Consider the following 17,444-nt stretch of genomic DNA (forward strand, 5'->3'; position numbering starts at 1 on the left):
ACGTGCATTTAGGGTCTGCTTACATGGGGAACGCGCATCGTTGCCACGAGAACGGCGGCTCGCGACACGCGAGGCGCGCGATGCTGCGAATACAGGACAATCGCGCAACGAGCGCAACGAGCGCAACGAGCGCAACGAGCGCAACGAGCGCAACGAGCGCAACGACCGCAACGACCGCAACGACCGCAACGACCGCAACGCGCCGCGCGACGGCTTCGCGCGGCGAGTGCATGATGGTCAGACGTTCATCAGCACGGACTTCAGCTCCGTGTAGTGCTCGATCGCGGCTGCGCCCATCTCGCGGCCGAAGCCGGACATCCGGTAGCCGCCGAACGGCAGCGCCGGATCGAGCGCGCTGTGGCAGTTCACCCAGACCGAGCCCGAGCGGATCTTCGGGATCATCCGGTGCGCGGCGGACAGGTTGTTCGTCCAGATGCTCGCACCGAGGCCATAGCGCGTGTCGTTGGCAAGGCGGATCGCGTCGTCGACGGTGTCGAACGGAATCGCGACGAGCACCGGCCCGAAGATTTCCTCCTGCACGAGCGGGCCTTTCTGGTCGACGTCGACGAGCACGGTCGGCTTCACGAAGTAGCCGGGGCCGAACTGTTCGCCGCCGCACGCGAGCTGTGCGCCGAGCTCGCGGCCGCGCTCGATGTAGCCGTACACGCGCTTCTGCTGCTTCAGCGAAATCAGCGGCCCCATTTCGACGGTCGGATCGAGCCCGTTGCCGAGCTTCATCCGGCTCGCGATGCCGGCGATGTCGCCGACCACGCGGTCGAAGTGCTTGCGCTGCACGTACAGTCGCGAGCCCGCGCAGCACACCTGGCCGTGGTTGAAGAAGATCGCGGTCGCCGCGCCCGCCGCCGCGGCGGCCGGATCGGCGTCGTCGAGCACGATCGTCGGCGACTTGCCGCCGAGCTCGAGCGTCACGCGCGTCATCGATTCCATCGCGGCCTTGCCGATCAGCTTGCCGACCTCGGTCGAGCCGGTGAAGGTCAGCTTGTCGACGTCCGGATGGTTCGCGAGCGCCGCGCCTGCTTCGGCGCCGGTGCCCGTGACGACGTTGAACACGCCGGCCGGGTAGCCGGCTTCCTGCACGAGTTCCGCGAGGCGCAGCGCCGACAGCGGCGTTTCGTCGGCGGGCTTCAGCACCATCGTGCAGCCGGTCGCGAGCGCGGGGCCGAGCTTCCAGCACGCGAGCAGCAGCGGGAAATTCCACGCGACGATCGCGCCGACCACGCCGACGGCTTCACGGCGGACGAAGCCGTGGAACTGCGCGTCGGGCATCAGCGGCATCGACACGTCGACGGTCGAGCCCTCGATCTTCGTCGCCCAGCCGGCCATGTAGCGCAGGAAATCGATCGACAGCTGCACGTCCATCACGCGCGCGACCTGCGCGCTCTTGCCGTTGTTCACGCATTCGAGCTCGGCGAGCAACTGCGCGTCGCGCTCGACGAGATCCGCGAGACGCCACAGCAGGTTCTGCCGTTCGCGCGGCCGCATGCGGCTCCACGCGGAATCGTCGAAGGCCTGGCGCGCGGCGCGCACCGCGCGATCGACGTCGGCCGCGCCGGACGACGGCACGCGACACAGCTCGTCGCCGGTCGCGGGGTTGTGCACGGCCATGGTCGCGCCGCTCGCGGCGCCGAGCCAGGCGTCGCCGATCGGCATCGACGGCGTGCGCGCGATGAACGCGTGGGTTTGTGGAAGTAACGACAACGTTGGCTGCATGGGAGCTCCTCGCTCATCGGGGTTCAGGTGACGATGCGCGAAGCAGCTTCCGTACCAATGGCGCGCGCTGGCAGCGTGCGGCGCGATGTTGGCTCGGTAATCGGCCCAGCAGGCGACTCAGCAGGCGCCCCAGCAGGCGCCCCAGCAGGCGAACCAGCAGGCGAACCAGCAGGCGAACCAGCAGGCGAACCAGCAGGACGGCCCAGCAGGCGAACCAGCAGGGCGGCCCAGCAAGAGCGACCCAGCAAGGGCGACCCAGCAAGGGCGACCCAGCAGGCGCCCCGGTAGTGGCCATGGCGAGCATGCATCGCGGCGGATGCGCGGCGCTCGGCGCACGCACGGCACGTGGTGCCGTCGCCCCCGCGCGGCGTCTCATTTTGAGAATTCTCATGCAACGTGAGACGCGACACTGAAGCAGCCGATTTCGATCCACCCCAAAAAAACGCCCTGCCAAGCGATTTGCGGCACGACTTTGAATCGGGATTTTCCCGGGCATTCGGCCGCGCAAACGCGTGTTTTCCTTGTGGCGATCGCGATTCCGCCGATTGGCACGGCCTGTGCTTGATGACTGCGCGACACGCGCCGCAAAGCCGTATGCCGGGCGATTCGAGACCCCTCGTAAAGGAGCAGAGCCTTGTTCAAGACTTTCATTCCACGCAGCAGGTTGATGTGCGCGGCGAGTGCCGCGGCGACGCTGACGCTCGCGTCATTCGCCGCGCACGTCCAGGCCCAGACCCAGGCCCAGGCGCCGCGCGACGGCCACACGATCCTGAGCCAGACGTGCGCGGCGTGCCACGCGGCGGAATCGAAGGATTCATGGAGCCGCATCAGCCACCAGCGCAAGACGCCCGAAGGGTGGCTGATGACGATCGCGCGGATGCAGACGATGCACGGCCTCACGATCGGCGACGACGAGCGGCGCATCCTCGTCAAGTACCTGTCGGACACGCAGGGCCTCGCGCCGTCGGAGACGAAGGATTTCCGCTACGCGCCCGAGCGCCGCCTGAACACGCAGGAAACCGTCGGTTCCGAGGAGTTCAAGCAGATGTGCGCGCGTTGCCACTCGGCCGCACGTCCGCTGCTGCAGCGCCGGCCGGTGGCCGAATGGGACAAGCTCGTGAACTTCCACCTCGGGCAATGGCCGTCGGTCGAGTATTCGGCGATGGGCCGCGACCGCGACTGGCTGAAGGTCGCGCTGACGGAAATGGCGCCGCTGCTCGCGAAGCAATACCCGTACGACAGCAAGGCCTGGAACGACTGGAAGAAGAGCCACCCGCCCGCAACCGCGCTCGCCGGCACGTGGAGCTTCAGCGGCCACATGCCGGGCAAGGGCGACGCGTACGGCGTGATGACGGTCAAGGGCGGCACGCACGACAGCTTCGACGTCGAGCTGAAGGGCCGCTTCGCGGACGGCAGCCCGCTCGCGGGCACCGGCACCGCGACGCTCTATACGGGCTACGAATGGCGCGCGAGCGTGCAGGTCGACGGCGTGACGATGCGCCAGGTGCTGATGGCGACGAACGGCGAGCTGCGCGGCCGGATGTTCGACGACGCGCATGACGAGCGCGGCCTCGACTTCACCGCGGCGAAGCTCGGCAAGCCGCGCATCCTCGCGGTGCAGCCCGCATACGTGAAGGCCGGCGGCGAGACCGACGTGACGATCGTCGGCGCGAACCTGCAGGGCGCGCCTGCGTTCGGGCCGGGCGTCGCGGTGACGTCGGTGCTCGAGCGCACGCCGCAATACGTGCGGGTGCGCGTGAAGGCGGCCGACGGCAGCGCGGCAGGCACGCGCAACGTGAGCGTCGGCGCGACGCATGCGGCCGGCTTTGCGGTCTATCGCGAGATCAAGGAAGTGAAGGTGCAGCCCGACTACGCGGTCGCACGCATCGGCGGCAACGGCGGATCGACGCCGAAGGTCGAAGGGCGCTTCGATGCGGAAGCGTGGGGCGTCGACGCGGCCGGCAAGCCGTTCCGGATCGGCGTCGTGCCCGCGCAATGGTCGGTCACGCCGTTCGACGACCAGGCGAAAAGCGATCGCGACACGCAGTTCGCGGGCGTGATGCAGGCGTCGACGGGCATCTTCACGCCGGGCGACGCGGGGCCGAACCCGGCGCGCCGGATGGGCACCAACAACACCGGCAACCTGAACGTCGTCGCGACGGTGACGGACGGCGGCCGCACGGTGACGGGCACCGGGCACATGATCGTCGGCGTGCAGCGCTGGAACAACCCGCCGCTGCCGTGATCCGCACGCCACGCTCCCGTTGCCGGGCCGCAGCGCGGCCCGGCCCGAACCCGATGAATGCAAGGAGAATCCGATGAGCGCCCTGCTGAACGTGGTCGAACGCAATGTGCACGAAGTGCGGGTCGACGACGAGCGCCTGATGTTCCATGTGCCGAGCAGTTCGCTGTTCGCGGCGGACCGGCTGACGGCCGACATCATCGACGCATTGCGCGCGAGCAGCTGCACGGCCGACGAGCTGTTCGCGCGGCTCGCGGGCAGTTCGCCGCAAGGCGAACTCGCCGAGACGCTCGGCGAGCTGATGGCCCTCGAAGTCGTCAGCGACGGCTCGCCGCTGACGCCGGAAATCGCGGTAAAGCGCGTCGAGCGCACCGCGATCAACACCGTCGTGCTGAACGTGAACACCGGCTGCAACCTGAGCTGCACGTACTGCTACAAGGAAGACCTCGATACGCCGTCCGCCGGGCGGCGGATGGACATCGAGACCGCGAAGGCGTCGGTCGAGATGCTGCTGAAGGAGTCGCCCGACGAGCCGCGCTACACGGTCGTGTTCTTCGGCGGCGAGCCGCTCAGCAACCGCAAGCTGATCGAGTGCATGGTCGAGTATTGCGAGCTGCGCTTCGGCGCGCTTGGCAAGCAGGTCGAGTTCGTGATGACGACCAACGCGACGCTGCTCACCGAGGAGATCGTCGACTGGCTCGACGCGCACCGCTTCGGGCTGTCGGTCAGCATCGACGGGCCGCGCTCGATCCACGACCTGAACCGCCGCACGGTCGGCGGCGCGGGCACCTACGACGTCGTGCGCCGCAAGGTCGACATGCTGCTGAAGCGCTACCGCAGCCGCCCGGTCGGCGCGCGGGTGACGCTCACGAGCGGCGTGACCGACATCGAAGGGATCTGGCATCACCTGTTCAACGAGCTCGGCTTTGCCGAAGTGGGCTTCGCGCCCGTCACGTCCGGCCAGCTCGACACGTTCAACCTGCAGCCCGACGAGCTCGCGCAGGTGTTCGCGAACATGAAGGCGCTCGGCCGGCGCTATCTGGCCGCCGCGCTCGAGAACCGGAACATCGGCTTCTCGAACCTGCACCAGCTGATCACCGACCTGCACGAAGGGCACAAGAAGTCGCTGCCGTGCGGCGCGGGGCTCAAGATGCTCGCGGTCGACCACAAGGGCGACCTGAACCTGTGCCACCGCTTCACGGGCTCGACGCTGCCGACCTTCGGCAATGTGCACCGCGGCGTTGCGCAGGCGCAGCTCAACGACTTCCTGTCGCAGCGTCTCGACCGCAGCGGCACCGGCTGCGACAGCTGCCGGATCCGCAACCTGTGCTCGGGCGGCTGCTATCACGAGAGCTACGCGCGCTACGGCGACCCCGCGCATCCGACCTATCACTACTGCGAGCTGATGCGCGACTGGATCGATTTCGGCATCGAAGTCTACAGCCGCATCATCGCCGGCAATCCGGCGTTCATCGGCAACCACATTACTCCGCGGAAGGCCCACTGACATGAAACATCTGAAACCGCTCAACAACAAGGCCAGACAACTCGAGCAGGCCGCGCAGGAAGACCGTCTCGAGGACGTGGTCGCGATGACGTCCGTCGCGGGCTGCACGTCGACGACCGACCCGGGCTGGGAAACCGACGTGTTCGGCGGGGTCGCGTCGCTCTGCCAGCCGATGGAGGCCGACCTGTACGGCTGCTCCGACCCGTGCTGGTGGCCCGCGCAGGTGCCGGACATGATGAGCACGTACCAGGAATGGAACAAGCAGGCGGCCGATTCCGGCGCCGACTGGCGCCAGCTCGGCAGCGTTTTCCCGAAAGACAAGTGATCCACGCGGCACCGACCAAGGATTCCCCATGCGATTCTCGAAGCCTTTGAGCCACGCGCTGCTCGCCGCGGCGCTCGCATCCGCCGCAACGCTGTCCGTCGCGGCGGCCGACGGCCCGCTTGCGGCCGGGCGCGAATACCTCGCCGTCACGAACTATCCGAATAACCTGAGCGTGATCGACACGCACACCGACAGTGTCGTGAAGACGTGCACGCTGCCCGATGCGTTCGGCCCCGGCACGATCCAGATCAGCCCGGACAAGACGCGCGCGTACGTGCTGAACAATCACTACGGCGACCTGTACGGCGTCGACCTCGATTCGTGCAAGACCGTGTTCCATGCGGAACTCGCGGAAGCCGGGGACGAACGCGCGCGCGCGATGTTCTCGATCGCGCTGAGCCCGGACGGCAAGGAGATCTACAGCGTCGTCAACCCGACGAAGATGAAGCGCGACAGCTACGAAGTGCTGGCACCGCGGATGCAGGTGTACCGGACCGACGGCGGGCTCGACGCGAAGCCGGTGCGCACGTTCGCGGCGCCGCGGCAGACGACGATGCTGCAGGCGGCCGACGACGGGTCGCTGTTCATCGTCGGCGCGGACATCTACCGAATGAACGTGCAGACCGGCAAGTACGACGTGGCGGTGCCGCTGCGTCACTGGACGCGGCAGCAGTACGGCCAGCCCGACGTGCTGTACGTGTGGCCGCAGCAGCGTCCGCAGCACACGCTCAACCTGCTCTATACGGCCGACCGCTTCAAGGACGACAAGAAGGATCCGGCGTCCGCGCAGACGATGTACGGCTACATCGACATCGACCTGAAGACGGGCAATGCGACGCTGAAGGATTTCGCGCCGGTGACCGAGGTGTATTTCACGGGCGGGCTGTCGCCGAAGGATCCGAACGTGATGTACGGCGTGCTGAACCGCCTGACGAAATACGACGTGAAGAACGAGAAGCTGCTCGAAGCGGCGCCGCTCGATCATTCGTATTACTGCCTGTCGCTGAACAACGCGGGCAGCAAGATCTATCTCGCGGGCACGTTCAACACCGTCGCCGTGTATGACGCCGACACGCTGAAGAAGCTGAAGGACATTCGCGTGCCGGGCGGAGACATGGCGATCACGACCGCGCAGATCTTCACGCGCTGACGGAGGCGGGCGGGGGCGGCTGCAGCGCCGCCCCCGCGCATTCACGCATGCTGGCGCGCTGCGCGGCGCGTGGACGGCCTTGCGCGGGCTGCCCGCCGCGCCGTATTTCGTCATTTTTCAATCGCGTCGGCCGCGCAGGCCGACGTTGCCGATCAGGAGACAGTTCATGACCACCGCCATCGCGAACGGCGCGCCGCGCGACGGCCTGTCGATCGTGCGGGGCCGCACCGACGTGCCGCTGTCCGACGCGACACTCGCCGCGTTGCTGCGCGAAACCGCGCAGCGCTTTGCCGACCGGCCGGCTGTCGTGTTCCGCGAGCAGGGCATCCGCTGGGACTGGCGCACGTTCGCGCACGAAGTCGACGTGTTGGCCGCCGGCCTCGCGGCGCTCGGTATCGCCAAGGGCGACCGCGTCGGCATCTGGTCGCCGAACCGCAGCGAATGGCTGCTGGCGCAGTTCGCGACCGCGCGTCTCGGCGCGATCCTCGTCAACATCAATCCCGCGTACCGGCTCGCGGAACTCGACTATGCGCTGAACAAGGTCGGCTGCAGCGCGCTGATCGCGGCCGAGCAGTTCAAGTCGTCGAAGTATCTGGAGATGTTGCAGGCGCTCGCGCCGGAACTCGCGCACTGCGCGCCCGGCGAACTGCGCGCCGCGCGGCTGCCGCATCTGCGGATCGTGATCCGCATGGGCGACGGCGACACGCCGGGCATGCTGCGCTATCCGGACGTCGTCGCGAACGGCCGCCGCGTGCTCGACGCCGCGCGGCTCGATACGATCGCGCAGACGCTGCACGCGGACGAGCCGATCAACATCCAGTTCACGAGCGGCACGACCGGCAACCCGAAGGGCGCGACGCTCACGCATCGCAACGTCGTCAACAACGCGCGCTTCATCGCGATGGCGATGCGCTTCAGCGAGCGGGATTCACTTTGCATTCCGGTGCCGCTGTATCACTGCTTCGGGATGGTGCTTGCGGTGCTCGCGTGCGTATCGAAGGGCGCCGCGATGGTGTTTCCCGGCGAGGCGTTCGATCCGGTGGCGACGCTCGCGGCGGTCGCCGAAGAACGCTGCACCGCGCTGCATGGCGTGCCGACGATGTTCATCGCGGAGCTCGATCATCCGGACTTCGCGAAGTACGACCTGTCGACGCTGCGCACGGGCATCATGGCCGGCTCGCCGTGTCCGATCGAGACGATGAAGCGCGTCGTGTCGCAGATGCATCTGTCGGAGATCACGATCGCATACGGGATGACGGAGACGAGCCCCGTGTCGTTCCAGAGCTCGACCGACGATCCGCTCGAGAAGCGCACGACGACGGTCGGCCGCGTCCAGCCGCATCTCGAAGTGAAGATCGTCGATCCGGACGGTCAGATCGTGCGGGTGGGCGAGACGGGCGAGCTGTGCACGAAAGGCTATTCGGTGATGCTCGGCTATTGGGACGACGACGCGAAGACCCGCGAAACGATCGTCGACGGCTGGATGCACACGGGCGACCTCGCGACGCTCGATGCGGACGGCTACTGCAACATCGTCGGCCGGCTGAAGGACATGGTGATCCGTGGCGGCGAGAACATCTATCCGCGCGAGATCGAGGAGTTTCTGTTCCGCCATCCGAAGGTGCAGTCCGTGCAGGTGTTCGGCGTGCCGGACCCGAAATACGGCGAGGAAGTGTGCGCGTGGATCGTGTTGCGCGCGGGCGAACAGATGACCGAGGACGACGTGCGCGCGTTCTGCCACGGGCAGATCGCGCACTACAAGATTCCGCGCTATATCCGCTTCGTCGACGAGCTGCCGATGACGGTCACCGGCAAGGTGCAGAAGTTCGTGATGCGCGAGAAGATGATCGACGCGCTCGGGCTGAAGGTCGCCGATACCGCGTAGGCAGACGCTGGCGGTGGCCGCGCGGATGAGGCCGCTGCTACGGCTTGAACGGCCTTTGTAACGACCCTTGTACGTGTGCCTTGAAAGGCGGCGGCGGGATGCCACCGCCCGGATCACGTTCGGCGTGGAGCGTGCACCCGCGCTTTGAACCATCGAGCCGGCTGTCGCAGCGCGCAGCGCCGCACGAGCGCATCTTCAATCTTCCTGCCTCTCTGCCCCATTCGCCTCCTTCTCATCCCGATCCCGGCCCAGCTGCCGCGCGAGAGCACAAAAAGTCGTCAGCCCGGCCTATCGGCAAAGTAGCCAACGCCAAGTCACCGGGCAACAGCATGAGTCGGTGTCCGCCGTCTTGGTCGCCTGCAACGCAATCCTGGAGGTTTTGCGCCGCCGGCACTTCGCGGAGAACATCGTGCCAAACTTCCGCAAAGCAAGCGTCCCATGTCCGGCAAGAACGATTACATCGAGCCATCAAGCAGGCGATCGCGACGGAGATTTACACGAACCAGGCTGCCTACGACTACATGGCGGCCTGGAAGTCCGGTTACGCCTACTGCCGGGATCATATCGACAGTGGGGTGCGCCAGATGAAAGCGGACGGGGCTTTTGAGTGACGGAAGAGGCTGGGTGCATCTGACGTTCAAGCCGTATCGGCAATCCGGCCGTAGAATGGTTAACACAAGCCAACGGAGTCTAAAGTGACAGACACTAGCGATGTTGCGGTTGAACTGTCCCTGCGCCAGAGGTTCGTAGATCTGACCAAAAGTCGCGCCGAGCTTGCAGACGAGGTGGCTGTCCTCAAGGACAGAATTGAAGGTGCCCTGCAACATCTTCACCCCGTTATGCACACTGAGTGGCGGCCGCCGCTTGGCGATTCAGCGGGACAACTCGATGAGGCGCAGGCGCTCTTGAAACGTTTCGATACCCAATTCGCAGATGCGAACGCCATCTTCGCTAAGGCGGGCGCGATGCGGCAGGAGGCTGATTCGATTCTCGATTACGCAGCGGGGATCTTGGAGGAGGCCCGAAAGTGCTACAAGGCCGCCAAAGATCCCGATCCTGACACGCTCCCGAAGAATCTCGACTGAGGCCGAGCGACGCGCGGGACAGTGGAATAGCCCGCCCCATTACGACAGGATGCGCACATGAGCGACGCCGATAGCCAGCTGAACCACGCAGAGATTCGTGAAAGGGTGGCCGACCTGAGCGGGCGCGTCTCAGAGCTCGAGGCCGTCGTGCCCGCCCTCTCCAAGCGGGTCGAGCGGCGCGCAGAGCGGATCACGGAAGAGTTCGGTGACGTCGCGCGCCTTCGCTCAGTAATCTTCGATGCGCTTCACGACGCATCACATGCGATGGATCAGTATCGGCTCGCACCTGTTGCGCTTGCGGAGATTCCTAAGCTACTTGCGGGACTCGAATCCGGCAAGTTGAATGAGGCCGAGCATGAAGAGGCGCGCAAGCGAGTCGTCCACCTGCTCAAATGCGCAGAGGAATTTGTCGACCTTGGGCGGCAATATTACGAAGACGCCTTGATAAAGTTCAACGCCAGCGCCCACGAGACGTTCTCGGAGCAGTAGGCGAGGTGCGGGGCGCGCCAGCGCCCCAAGCTCCACCGGCACGAGCTTCAAGTCGGGCACGAAGGAGGAGATGATAGAAGCGGCCATGAACAAGGTCCCAACCGCCAACTGGCTTCTGACAACGCGAGGCCCGCCGGAATAAGGCTGGGTGGCCTGAAGGCTTACACATTCTCAGATGGGTTCGGGCGGAAAATAAGTGGGTTCGGGCGGAAAATAATGAGGAAGAGGCCCTCCCAGGAACCAGTTGGGAAGCCGGAATTGATGGTCAGATTTGTGATCAACCAGGTCATCAATTGGTAGTTGTGGGCCAATTTGTTGGCTATTGATGCCTCCGCGCACAGCCGCGAGGCTCTGAGCGCTCAGCTCTTTCGTGACGTCCAGGTCACGGATCACAAGGGTCGATTTCATGGGACAACTCCTTCTAATGGTTACGGTAGTGAGCAATTTCTTTGCTCGGACTGGACGACGCAAAGGATGTGCCATGAGCCATGCGATGGACGGACCTGCTTGAAACACAAGCGTTTGAAACCGAAAGGACTGGGTGATACGCGCCCGAGGCGACGAGCGGTCAGGAATGAAATGTTGGGCACTTTGAAACACATCGCACCCAGCTGTTGGTCGACTCCGCCTCTCCGCCTCTCCGCCTCTCCGCCTCTCCGCCTCTCTGCCTCTCTGCCTCTCTGTCTCCCTGTCTCCCTGTCTCCCTGTCTCCCTGCCTTTCCCGTTCCTCCCCCGATTCCGCTGCGCGATTGCCGCCGCGCGGTAAAATGCGCGCCGCAATGCGTTGCGCGCCCGGGCGTCGAACCCGGGCCGCGGCGCCGCCTCCGCCGCCCGCCGGGCGGGCCGGCGCGTCTTTGCGGCGACGCCACGCGCACCTGATCTTCCATTCCGCGTCATCACGATCGATCGGTCGGCAAGTGACCGGTGACCGCCGCGCAAGCGCAATGCGCCCGCGCGCCTGATCGTGGCGTCTGCTGGACGAGCGGGGGCGATCCATCTGCCGAAGCGAGTGTCGTGTTCGCCGATTGCATCGTGCATCGGCCAGCGGTTTCGACAAGACGAGCGGCGAGTTTCAAATCCAACAAGATGACAGTGAACAGAAGAACAGCGTCGCCCGTACGGCGGCGGCGCGCGTATGCCGGCGTTGGCCTCGGCCTCGGCATCACGCTTTTCGCCGCGCATGCGAGCGCGGCACCGGGCGACGCGCCGGGTGCGGCATCGGATGCCGCGTCGGCGTCCGGCGACGGCACGCTGCCGGCCATTACCGTGAGCGGCGCACGCGGCAGTGCGCTGCGTGTGCGCAACGCGTCGGTGGCCGGTTTCGACGACGCGCCGCTGCGGGACACGCCCGCGTCGGTCAGCGTCGTGACCCGCGCGCAGCTCGACGACCAGCAGGCGAAGCGGCTGAGCGACGTCGTGAAGAACGACGCGTCGGTCAGCAACGCGTATGCGCCGGTCGGCTATTTCGAAGGCTTCTCGATCCGCGGCTTTCCGGTCGATCTCGCGAGCGCGATCCGGATCGACGGGCTGACCGTGTCCGGCGAGCAGAACGTGCCGCTGGAGAACAAGGAGCGCGTCGAAATCCTGAAAGGGCTCGCGGGCATCGACAGCGGCGTTGTCGCGCCGGGCGGCGTGATCAACTTCGTGACCAAGCGCTCCGCTAACGTCGCGAGCGTGACGACGGGCGTCGACAGCCGCGGCTCGACGTCGGCGGCCGTCGATCTGGGCCGGCGGTTCGGCGTCGACAACCAGTTCGGCATCCGGATCAATGCCGCGAAGGAAAACATGCATTCCTACATCGACGGGACGAACGGCCGCCGCACGTTCGGCTCGATCGCCGCCGACTGGGACATCAGCCCGCGCGCGAGCCTGCAACTGAATGCGGAATTCCAGCAGTGGATCCAGCGTTCCGCGCCGGGGTACCAGCTGCTCGGCGGAACGGTCGTGCCGTCGGTAAAGACGACGTCGAAGGCGCTCGGCACGCAGCCGTGGGCGAAGCCCGTGACGACCGATGCACTCAACCTCAACGCGCGCTTCGATTACCAGTTCAACGACGACTGGCGCGCGTATGTGGCAGCGGGCCGCAGCCGCACGATGATCGACGACAACAGCGCGTTCGCGTATGGATGCTCGTATGCGCCGAGCTGCGCGGCCGGTGCGGGTGGTACGACTTCGCCGTTCTTCTTCGGCGCGAACGGCGATTTCGACGTGTACGACTTCCGGAGCCCCGGCGAGTATCGCCGCAACGACGACATACGCGCGGTCGCTACGGCCAAGGTCTCAACAGGGCCGATCCGGCACGAGCTGACGTTCGGCACGAGCGTGCAGCGGCGCGTCGTGCACATGGCCGATGCCGTGTACGACTATGTCGGCAGCGAGAACATCTACGGGCCGGACCTGACGTTCGCGCCGTCGCCGAACCAGCCGGGGCCGTCGTATCCGCGGCTCGACGCGTGGCAGTATTCGGTGTTCGGCGTCGACCGGATCAGCATCGGCGATCACTGGCAGGTGCTCGCGGGCGGCAAGGAGGTGCTGCTGCGCCAGCGGAGCTGGGACAGCCTTGACGGCCCGCAGGCCCGCACCGACCGCTCGGTGTTCCTGCCGCAGGTCGCGCTGGTCTACAAGCCGGTGACGGCGCTGTCGCTGTATGCGTCGTACAGCAAGGCGCTGTCGCTCGGCGACCAGGCGCCGGTGCGCGCGACGAACGCGTATGCGTTCCTGCCGCCCGTCGAATCGCATCAGGTCGAAGTCGGCGCGAAATATGACTGGCTCGACCGGCTGAGCCTCACGGCCGCGGTGTTCTCGATCAGCAAGCCGTTCCAGTTTGCCGAGCCCGATGCATCGGGCTCGAGCTATACGTTCGTGCAGCGCGGCACGCAGCGGCACCAGGGGATCGAACTCGGCGCGGCGGGGCGGGTCACGCAGCGCCTGTCGCTGACCGCGACGGTCGCGGCGATCCGGGCGCGCGCGTACGATTCGGGGTCGCCCGCGTACGAGGGGCACCAGATCATCAACGTGCCCGTGCTGCGCGCGTCGCTGTATGCGGACTATGCGGTGCCGGGCGTGGCTGGCCTCGACCTGCTCGGCGGCGTCGACTACAGCGCGAGCCGGAATGCGAACGAGGAGGGCACCGCGCGCGTGCCGTCGTGGTTCGTGTTCAATCTCGGCGCGCGCTATACGACGAAGATCGGCGGGCACCGCACGGTGCTGCGCGTGTCGGTCGACAACCTGTTCGACAAGTTCTACTGGCGCGACGCGGGCGAGCAGCAGGGCGACGCATACCTGTTCCCGGGCGCGCCGCGCACCGCGCGCGTGTCGTTGACGTATGACTTCTGACCGGCTGCGCGCGGTGACGCGCCGCTGCGTTGGCTACACTGGAGAGCAAGATGTCCGCACTTGAAATCGCCGGCGTGATCGTCAGCGCACTCGCGATCTGGCTGACCGCGAAACGGCGCATGCTGTGCTGGCCCGTCGGGCTCGCGTCGGTCGCGCTGTACGGGTGGATTTTCTTTGACGCGAAGCTCTATTCGGACATGCTGTTGCAGGGCGCGTTCGCGGTGCTGCAGGTGTATGGCTGGCGGCGCTGGCTCGCGCAGCGCGCGGACGATTTGCACGATGGGCACGATGGGCACGATGTGCAAGGCGTCGACCCATCTCACGGCGCCGTGGCGCCCGTCACGGGGCTCAAGCCGGCGGCCGTGCTGCCCGACCTGATCGCGGCCGTCGTCGGCAGCGCGCTGCTCGGCGGCATGATGGCGCGCTGGACCGATGCCGCGCTGCCATTCGTCGACGCGTCGCTGACCGCGTTCAGCCTCGTCGCGCAATACTGGACCGCGCGCCGGTACATCGCGTCGTGGGGGCTGTGGATCGTCGTCAACGTCGTGTATGTCGGCATGTTCGTGATCAAGGAGCTGTACCTGACGGCCGGCCTCTATGCGCTGTTCATCGGGCTCGCCGTCGTTGGCTGGCGCGACTGGCGCAGGACGGCCGATGCGCTGCGCGCGGCGGGCGACGCCGCACGTGCCCACGCGCTCGTGACGCGCGACGGCGGGCTCTGATATTCGTTTCCGGAGAAGGAGCGTTCATGTCGTTTCCCCTCGAGCCGGCCGCGCCACTGCCGGATGACGACGCCGACCTGCGCGACGTCGCGCCGCCGCAGTTCGGCGTCGATGGCGAGCAGGCCGAACGCGACTGGCCGCTGATGACGCGCGACGAAGTCGCGGCCGTGCTCGCGGGCATCGACGGCGCGGGGCCGCCCGCGCAACTGGCGTGGCACAGCCCGCGGCCGTTCTCGGCGGCCGTGCTGGTGCGCACGGCGGATGACCGCGCGCTGTTCGTCAAGCGCCATCACGTCAGCATCCGCGATGTCGCGGGCCTCGCGGAAGAGCATCGTTTCATCACGCATCTGCGCGAGCGCGGCTGCCCGGTGCCCGACGTGCTCGCCGATCGCGACGGCGCGACCGCCGTCATGCGCGGCGACTGGACCTACGAAGTGCATGCGGTCGCGCCGGGCGTCGACGCGTATCGCGGCGTGATGTCGTGGAAGCCGTTCATGCATGCGTCGCATGCGTATGCGGCCGGCCGCGCGCTGGCCGGCCTGCATCGCGCGTCGGCGGGTTTCGATGCGCCGGCGCGGCCCGTGCGGCTGCTGTTGTCGAGTTTCAGGGTGCTGTCGTCCGGCGATCTGGCCGGCGCGCTCGAACACTGGGTCGATGCGCAACCGCTGCTCGTGCGCGCGCTCGCGACGAGTAACTGGCGCGATGACGTGCTGGACGCGATCGGCCCGTACCACGCGCGCCTCGCGCCGCTGCTGCCCGCGTTGCCGCCGCTGTGGACCCATGGCGACTGGCATGCGTCGAATCTGTTGTGGACCGATGCCGGGCCCGGCGCCCAGGTGCAGACCGTGCTCGACTTCGGTCTGTCGGACCGCACGTGCGCGGTGATGGACCTCGCGCTCGCGATCGAACGCAATGCGATCGACTGGATGGCGCCGGCCGATGCGCGCCGCGTCGAATACGAGCAGATCGCCGCGCTGCTCGACGGCTACGCGTCACTCGAACCGTTGAGCGACGACGCGTATGCAGCCATGATTGCGCTGCTGCCGATCGTGCATACGGAGTTCGCGTTGTCCGAGGTCGCCTACTTCGACGGGATCGTCGGTTCGCGCGAGAATGTCGACGTCGCGTATGACGGTTATCTGGTCGGGCATGCGCGGTGGTTCGGCGAGCGCGATGGGCAGAATCTGCTCGGTTGGCTCGAACGGCGGCGCACGCACGGGTAAAGCGCGGGCCGCGAACGGCTCAGTCTGTCCTCGGCATTCATTCGGGCCGCCCCGCGAACGGTTCGTACCCCGGCGATCATCCCGCTCCCTTCGTCGATCGCCGGGCCGGCCGTTGCGCCGAAACCATTGGCCGCCGCTTTTTCGCCGGCTTTCTTCCTCATTCGTCTGCCTTATTCCCTTAGGTGAAAACGATGACGCCGTTACCGCGTGTGCATTCTTGCGCCGTCAAATTTTATGCTGGAGAATCCATAAAAAATCCCACGACATGCTTTGTGGCATACAAAGCGATCAGCGAGCCCTAGGCGGCTCTTACTGGAGACACGCGAAATGAAGGAACTGACGGCTCTGGATGCGAGATCGAGATCAGGCGCCAGCGGGTATCGCTGCTGGTTCCTGTTGGTCCTCGTCCTCATCTACGCGTCGAGCTTCGTCGACCGGATCATCATTGCGGTGGTCGGTCAGGCGATGAAGGTCGAGATGAACCTGAGCGATCTGCAGCTCGGCCTGCTCGGCGGGCTCGCGTTCTCGATCTTCTATTCCGCGCTCGGGCTGCCGATTGCACGGCTTGCCGAGCGCTTCAACCGCGTCGCGCTGATCGCGATATCGATCGCCGCGTGGTCGGTCATGACGGCGCTATGCGGCACGGCCGGCGCGTACTGGCAACTGATGCTCTACCGGCTCGGCGTCGGCATCGGCGAAGCGGGCAGCACGCCGACCGCGCACTCGCTGATTTCCGACCAGTTCGGCCCGCGCCGCCGCGCGAGCGCGCTCGCGATCTATGCGCTCGGGCCGCCGATCGGCGTGCTCGCCGGCGCGCTGGGTGGCGGCTGGATGGTGCAGCACATGGGCTGGCGCCCGGTGTTCTATGTGGTCGGGCTGCCCGGCCTGGTGTTCGGCCTGCTCGCGTGGCTCACGCTGCGCGAGCCCAGGCGCGGCGGCGCCGAGGAAGGCGGCGCGCTCGCGGCGACCGCCGTGCCCGCGCTGCGCGAAGTGCTTCGCGTGCTGATGAAGAGCCGTGCGTTCGTGCAGATGCTGCTCGGCACCGTGATCGGCGCGTTTGCGCAATATGCGATCAACCTGTTCATTCCGGTCTATCTGACGCGGGTGTACGGCCTGGGCTATGCGCAGGCCGGCCTGATCTTCGGCCTCGTGGTCGGTGTGGGCGGCATCATCGGCAACACGCTCGGCGGCGTATTGGCCGATTGGGCCGGCCCGAAGGACCGCCGCTGGTATGCGTGGGTGCCGGCAATCGGCACGGCAATCGGCTTCCCGCTCATCGTGGCTGCGTTCCTGCTGAAAGACTGGCCGGTGGCCGTCGCGCTGCTGTTCGTCGCGACGACGGCGCTCAGCATGTGGAACGGCCCGACCTTCGCGATCGTGCACGGCATTGTCGAGCCGCGGATGCGCGCCACTGCGTCGGCGTTCGTGTTCCTGCTGATGAATCTCGTCGGACAGGGGCTCGGCCCGGCCACGATCGGTTTCCTGAGCGACCGCTTCGCCGCGCATCTGTTCACGGCAGGCAACTTCCGGCTCGCATGCGCTGCCCCGGGCATACACGCGCCCGCTGCGGCACTGCGGGCGCCGCTCGCGGCGGCCTGCCACGACGCGTCGGCCAACGGCATCCGCTACGCGATGCTGGCCGTGAGCATCGTGCTGGTCTGGTCGTCGATCCATTATTTCCTCGCGTCGCGCTACGTTGCCCGCGGCAAGTAACCCCGTTCAGACAACAGCCATCCGCGAACTGCGGAT

General features: G+C 66.7%; 15 protein-coding genes. 12 read left to right on the forward strand and 3 right to left on the reverse strand.

Features of this window, described 5'->3' with window-relative positions:
• Positions 1-40: 40 nt before the first annotated feature.
• Positions 41-274, forward strand: a complete 234-nt coding sequence (locus tag ACV22Z_RS32470) for a hypothetical protein (protein WP_448080337.1) — start codon at positions 41-43, stop codon at positions 272-274.
• Here the strand turns inward: ACV22Z_RS32470 and ACV22Z_RS32475 are convergent.
• Both ACV22Z_RS32475 and ACV22Z_RS32480 read right to left on the reverse strand, forming a co-directional pair.
• On the reverse strand, positions 238-1,731 hold the full coding sequence (locus tag ACV22Z_RS32475; RefSeq protein ID WP_448080338.1) for an aldehyde dehydrogenase family protein: 1,494 nt from the start codon (positions 1,729-1,731) through the stop codon (positions 238-240). The genes ACV22Z_RS32470 and ACV22Z_RS32475 overlap by 37 nt on opposite strands.
• Before the next feature lie 387 nt (positions 1,732-2,118).
• The gene (locus ACV22Z_RS32480; protein WP_448080339.1) at positions 2,119-2,373 is read right to left on the reverse strand and encodes a hypothetical protein; all 255 of its coding nucleotides are present in this window, start codon (positions 2,371-2,373) and stop codon (positions 2,119-2,121) included.
• Here ACV22Z_RS32480 and peaA point away from each other — a divergent pair.
• The 7 genes from peaA to ACV22Z_RS32515 all read left to right on the forward strand — a co-directional run bounded on the left by peaA (position 2,366) and on the right by ACV22Z_RS32515 (position 10,414).
• Positions 2,366-3,976 carry a quinohemoprotein amine dehydrogenase subunit alpha gene (peaA, locus tag ACV22Z_RS32485; protein WP_448080340.1) on the forward strand — a complete coding sequence of 537 codons (1,611 nt, stop codon included), beginning with the start codon at positions 2,366-2,368 and terminating at the stop codon, positions 3,974-3,976. The genes ACV22Z_RS32480 and peaA overlap by 8 nt on opposite strands.
• Before the next feature lie 73 nt (positions 3,977-4,049).
• Positions 4,050-5,480, forward strand: coding sequence for a quinohemoprotein amine dehydrogenase maturation protein (gene peaB / locus ACV22Z_RS32490; protein ID WP_448080341.1), 1,431 nt, complete (start codon positions 4,050-4,052; stop codon positions 5,478-5,480).
• Between the two features lies 1 nt (position 5,481).
• Positions 5,482-5,805: a quinohemoprotein amine dehydrogenase subunit gamma gene (gene qhpC / locus ACV22Z_RS32495; protein ID WP_448080342.1), complete on the forward strand. Its 324-nt coding sequence runs from the start codon at positions 5,482-5,484 to the stop codon at positions 5,803-5,805.
• A 28-nt stretch (positions 5,806-5,833) separates the two neighbouring features.
• Positions 5,834-6,955 (forward strand): quinohemoprotein amine dehydrogenase subunit beta, encoded by a 1,122-nt coding sequence (gene peaD / locus ACV22Z_RS32500; protein WP_448080343.1) that lies wholly within the window; start codon positions 5,834-5,836, stop codon positions 6,953-6,955.
• A gap of 166 nt (positions 6,956-7,121) precedes the next feature.
• Positions 7,122-8,840, forward strand: coding sequence for an AMP-binding protein (locus ACV22Z_RS32505; RefSeq protein WP_448080344.1), 1,719 nt, complete (start codon positions 7,122-7,124; stop codon positions 8,838-8,840).
• A 695-nt stretch (positions 8,841-9,535) separates the two neighbouring features.
• Complete coding sequence (locus ACV22Z_RS32510) at positions 9,536-9,925, forward strand: hypothetical protein (RefSeq protein ID WP_448080345.1); 390 nt, start codon at positions 9,536-9,538, stop codon at positions 9,923-9,925.
• A gap of 57 nt (positions 9,926-9,982) precedes the next feature.
• Positions 9,983-10,414, forward strand: coding sequence for a hypothetical protein (locus ACV22Z_RS32515; RefSeq protein WP_448080346.1), 432 nt, complete (start codon positions 9,983-9,985; stop codon positions 10,412-10,414).
• 171 nt (positions 10,415-10,585) lie between these two features.
• Here the strand turns inward: ACV22Z_RS32515 and ACV22Z_RS32520 are convergent, their stop codons facing one another.
• On the reverse strand, positions 10,586-10,822 hold the full coding sequence (locus ACV22Z_RS32520; protein ID WP_448080347.1) for a hypothetical protein: 237 nt from the start codon (positions 10,820-10,822) through the stop codon (positions 10,586-10,588).
• A gap of 678 nt (positions 10,823-11,500) precedes the next feature.
• On the opposite strand from ACV22Z_RS32520, the gene ACV22Z_RS32525 reads away from it, so the two are divergent.
• The 4 genes from ACV22Z_RS32525 to ACV22Z_RS32540 all read left to right on the forward strand — a co-directional run bounded on the left by ACV22Z_RS32525 (position 11,501) and on the right by ACV22Z_RS32540 (position 17,408).
• Entirely contained in the window at positions 11,501-13,750 is a 2,250-nt protein-coding gene (locus tag ACV22Z_RS32525) for a TonB-dependent siderophore receptor (protein WP_448080348.1), read from the forward strand.
• Positions 13,751-13,800: 50 nt separating this feature from the next.
• Positions 13,801-14,472 carry a nicotinamide riboside transporter PnuC gene (pnuC, locus tag ACV22Z_RS32530; protein WP_448080349.1) on the forward strand — a complete coding sequence of 224 codons (672 nt, stop codon included), beginning with the start codon at positions 13,801-13,803 and terminating at the stop codon, positions 14,470-14,472.
• 26 nt (positions 14,473-14,498) lie between these two features.
• On the forward strand, positions 14,499-15,695 hold the full coding sequence (locus tag ACV22Z_RS32535; protein WP_448080350.1) for a phosphotransferase enzyme family protein: 1,197 nt from the start codon (positions 14,499-14,501) through the stop codon (positions 15,693-15,695).
• A 327-nt stretch (positions 15,696-16,022) separates the two neighbouring features.
• A complete protein-coding gene (locus ACV22Z_RS32540) occupies positions 16,023-17,408 on the forward strand; it encodes a spinster family MFS transporter (protein WP_448080351.1) in 1,386 nt (461 codons plus the stop codon).
• Positions 17,409-17,444: the final 36 nt, after the last annotated feature.

The sequence above is a fragment of the Burkholderia sp. PU8-34 genome (assembly GCF_053427725.1).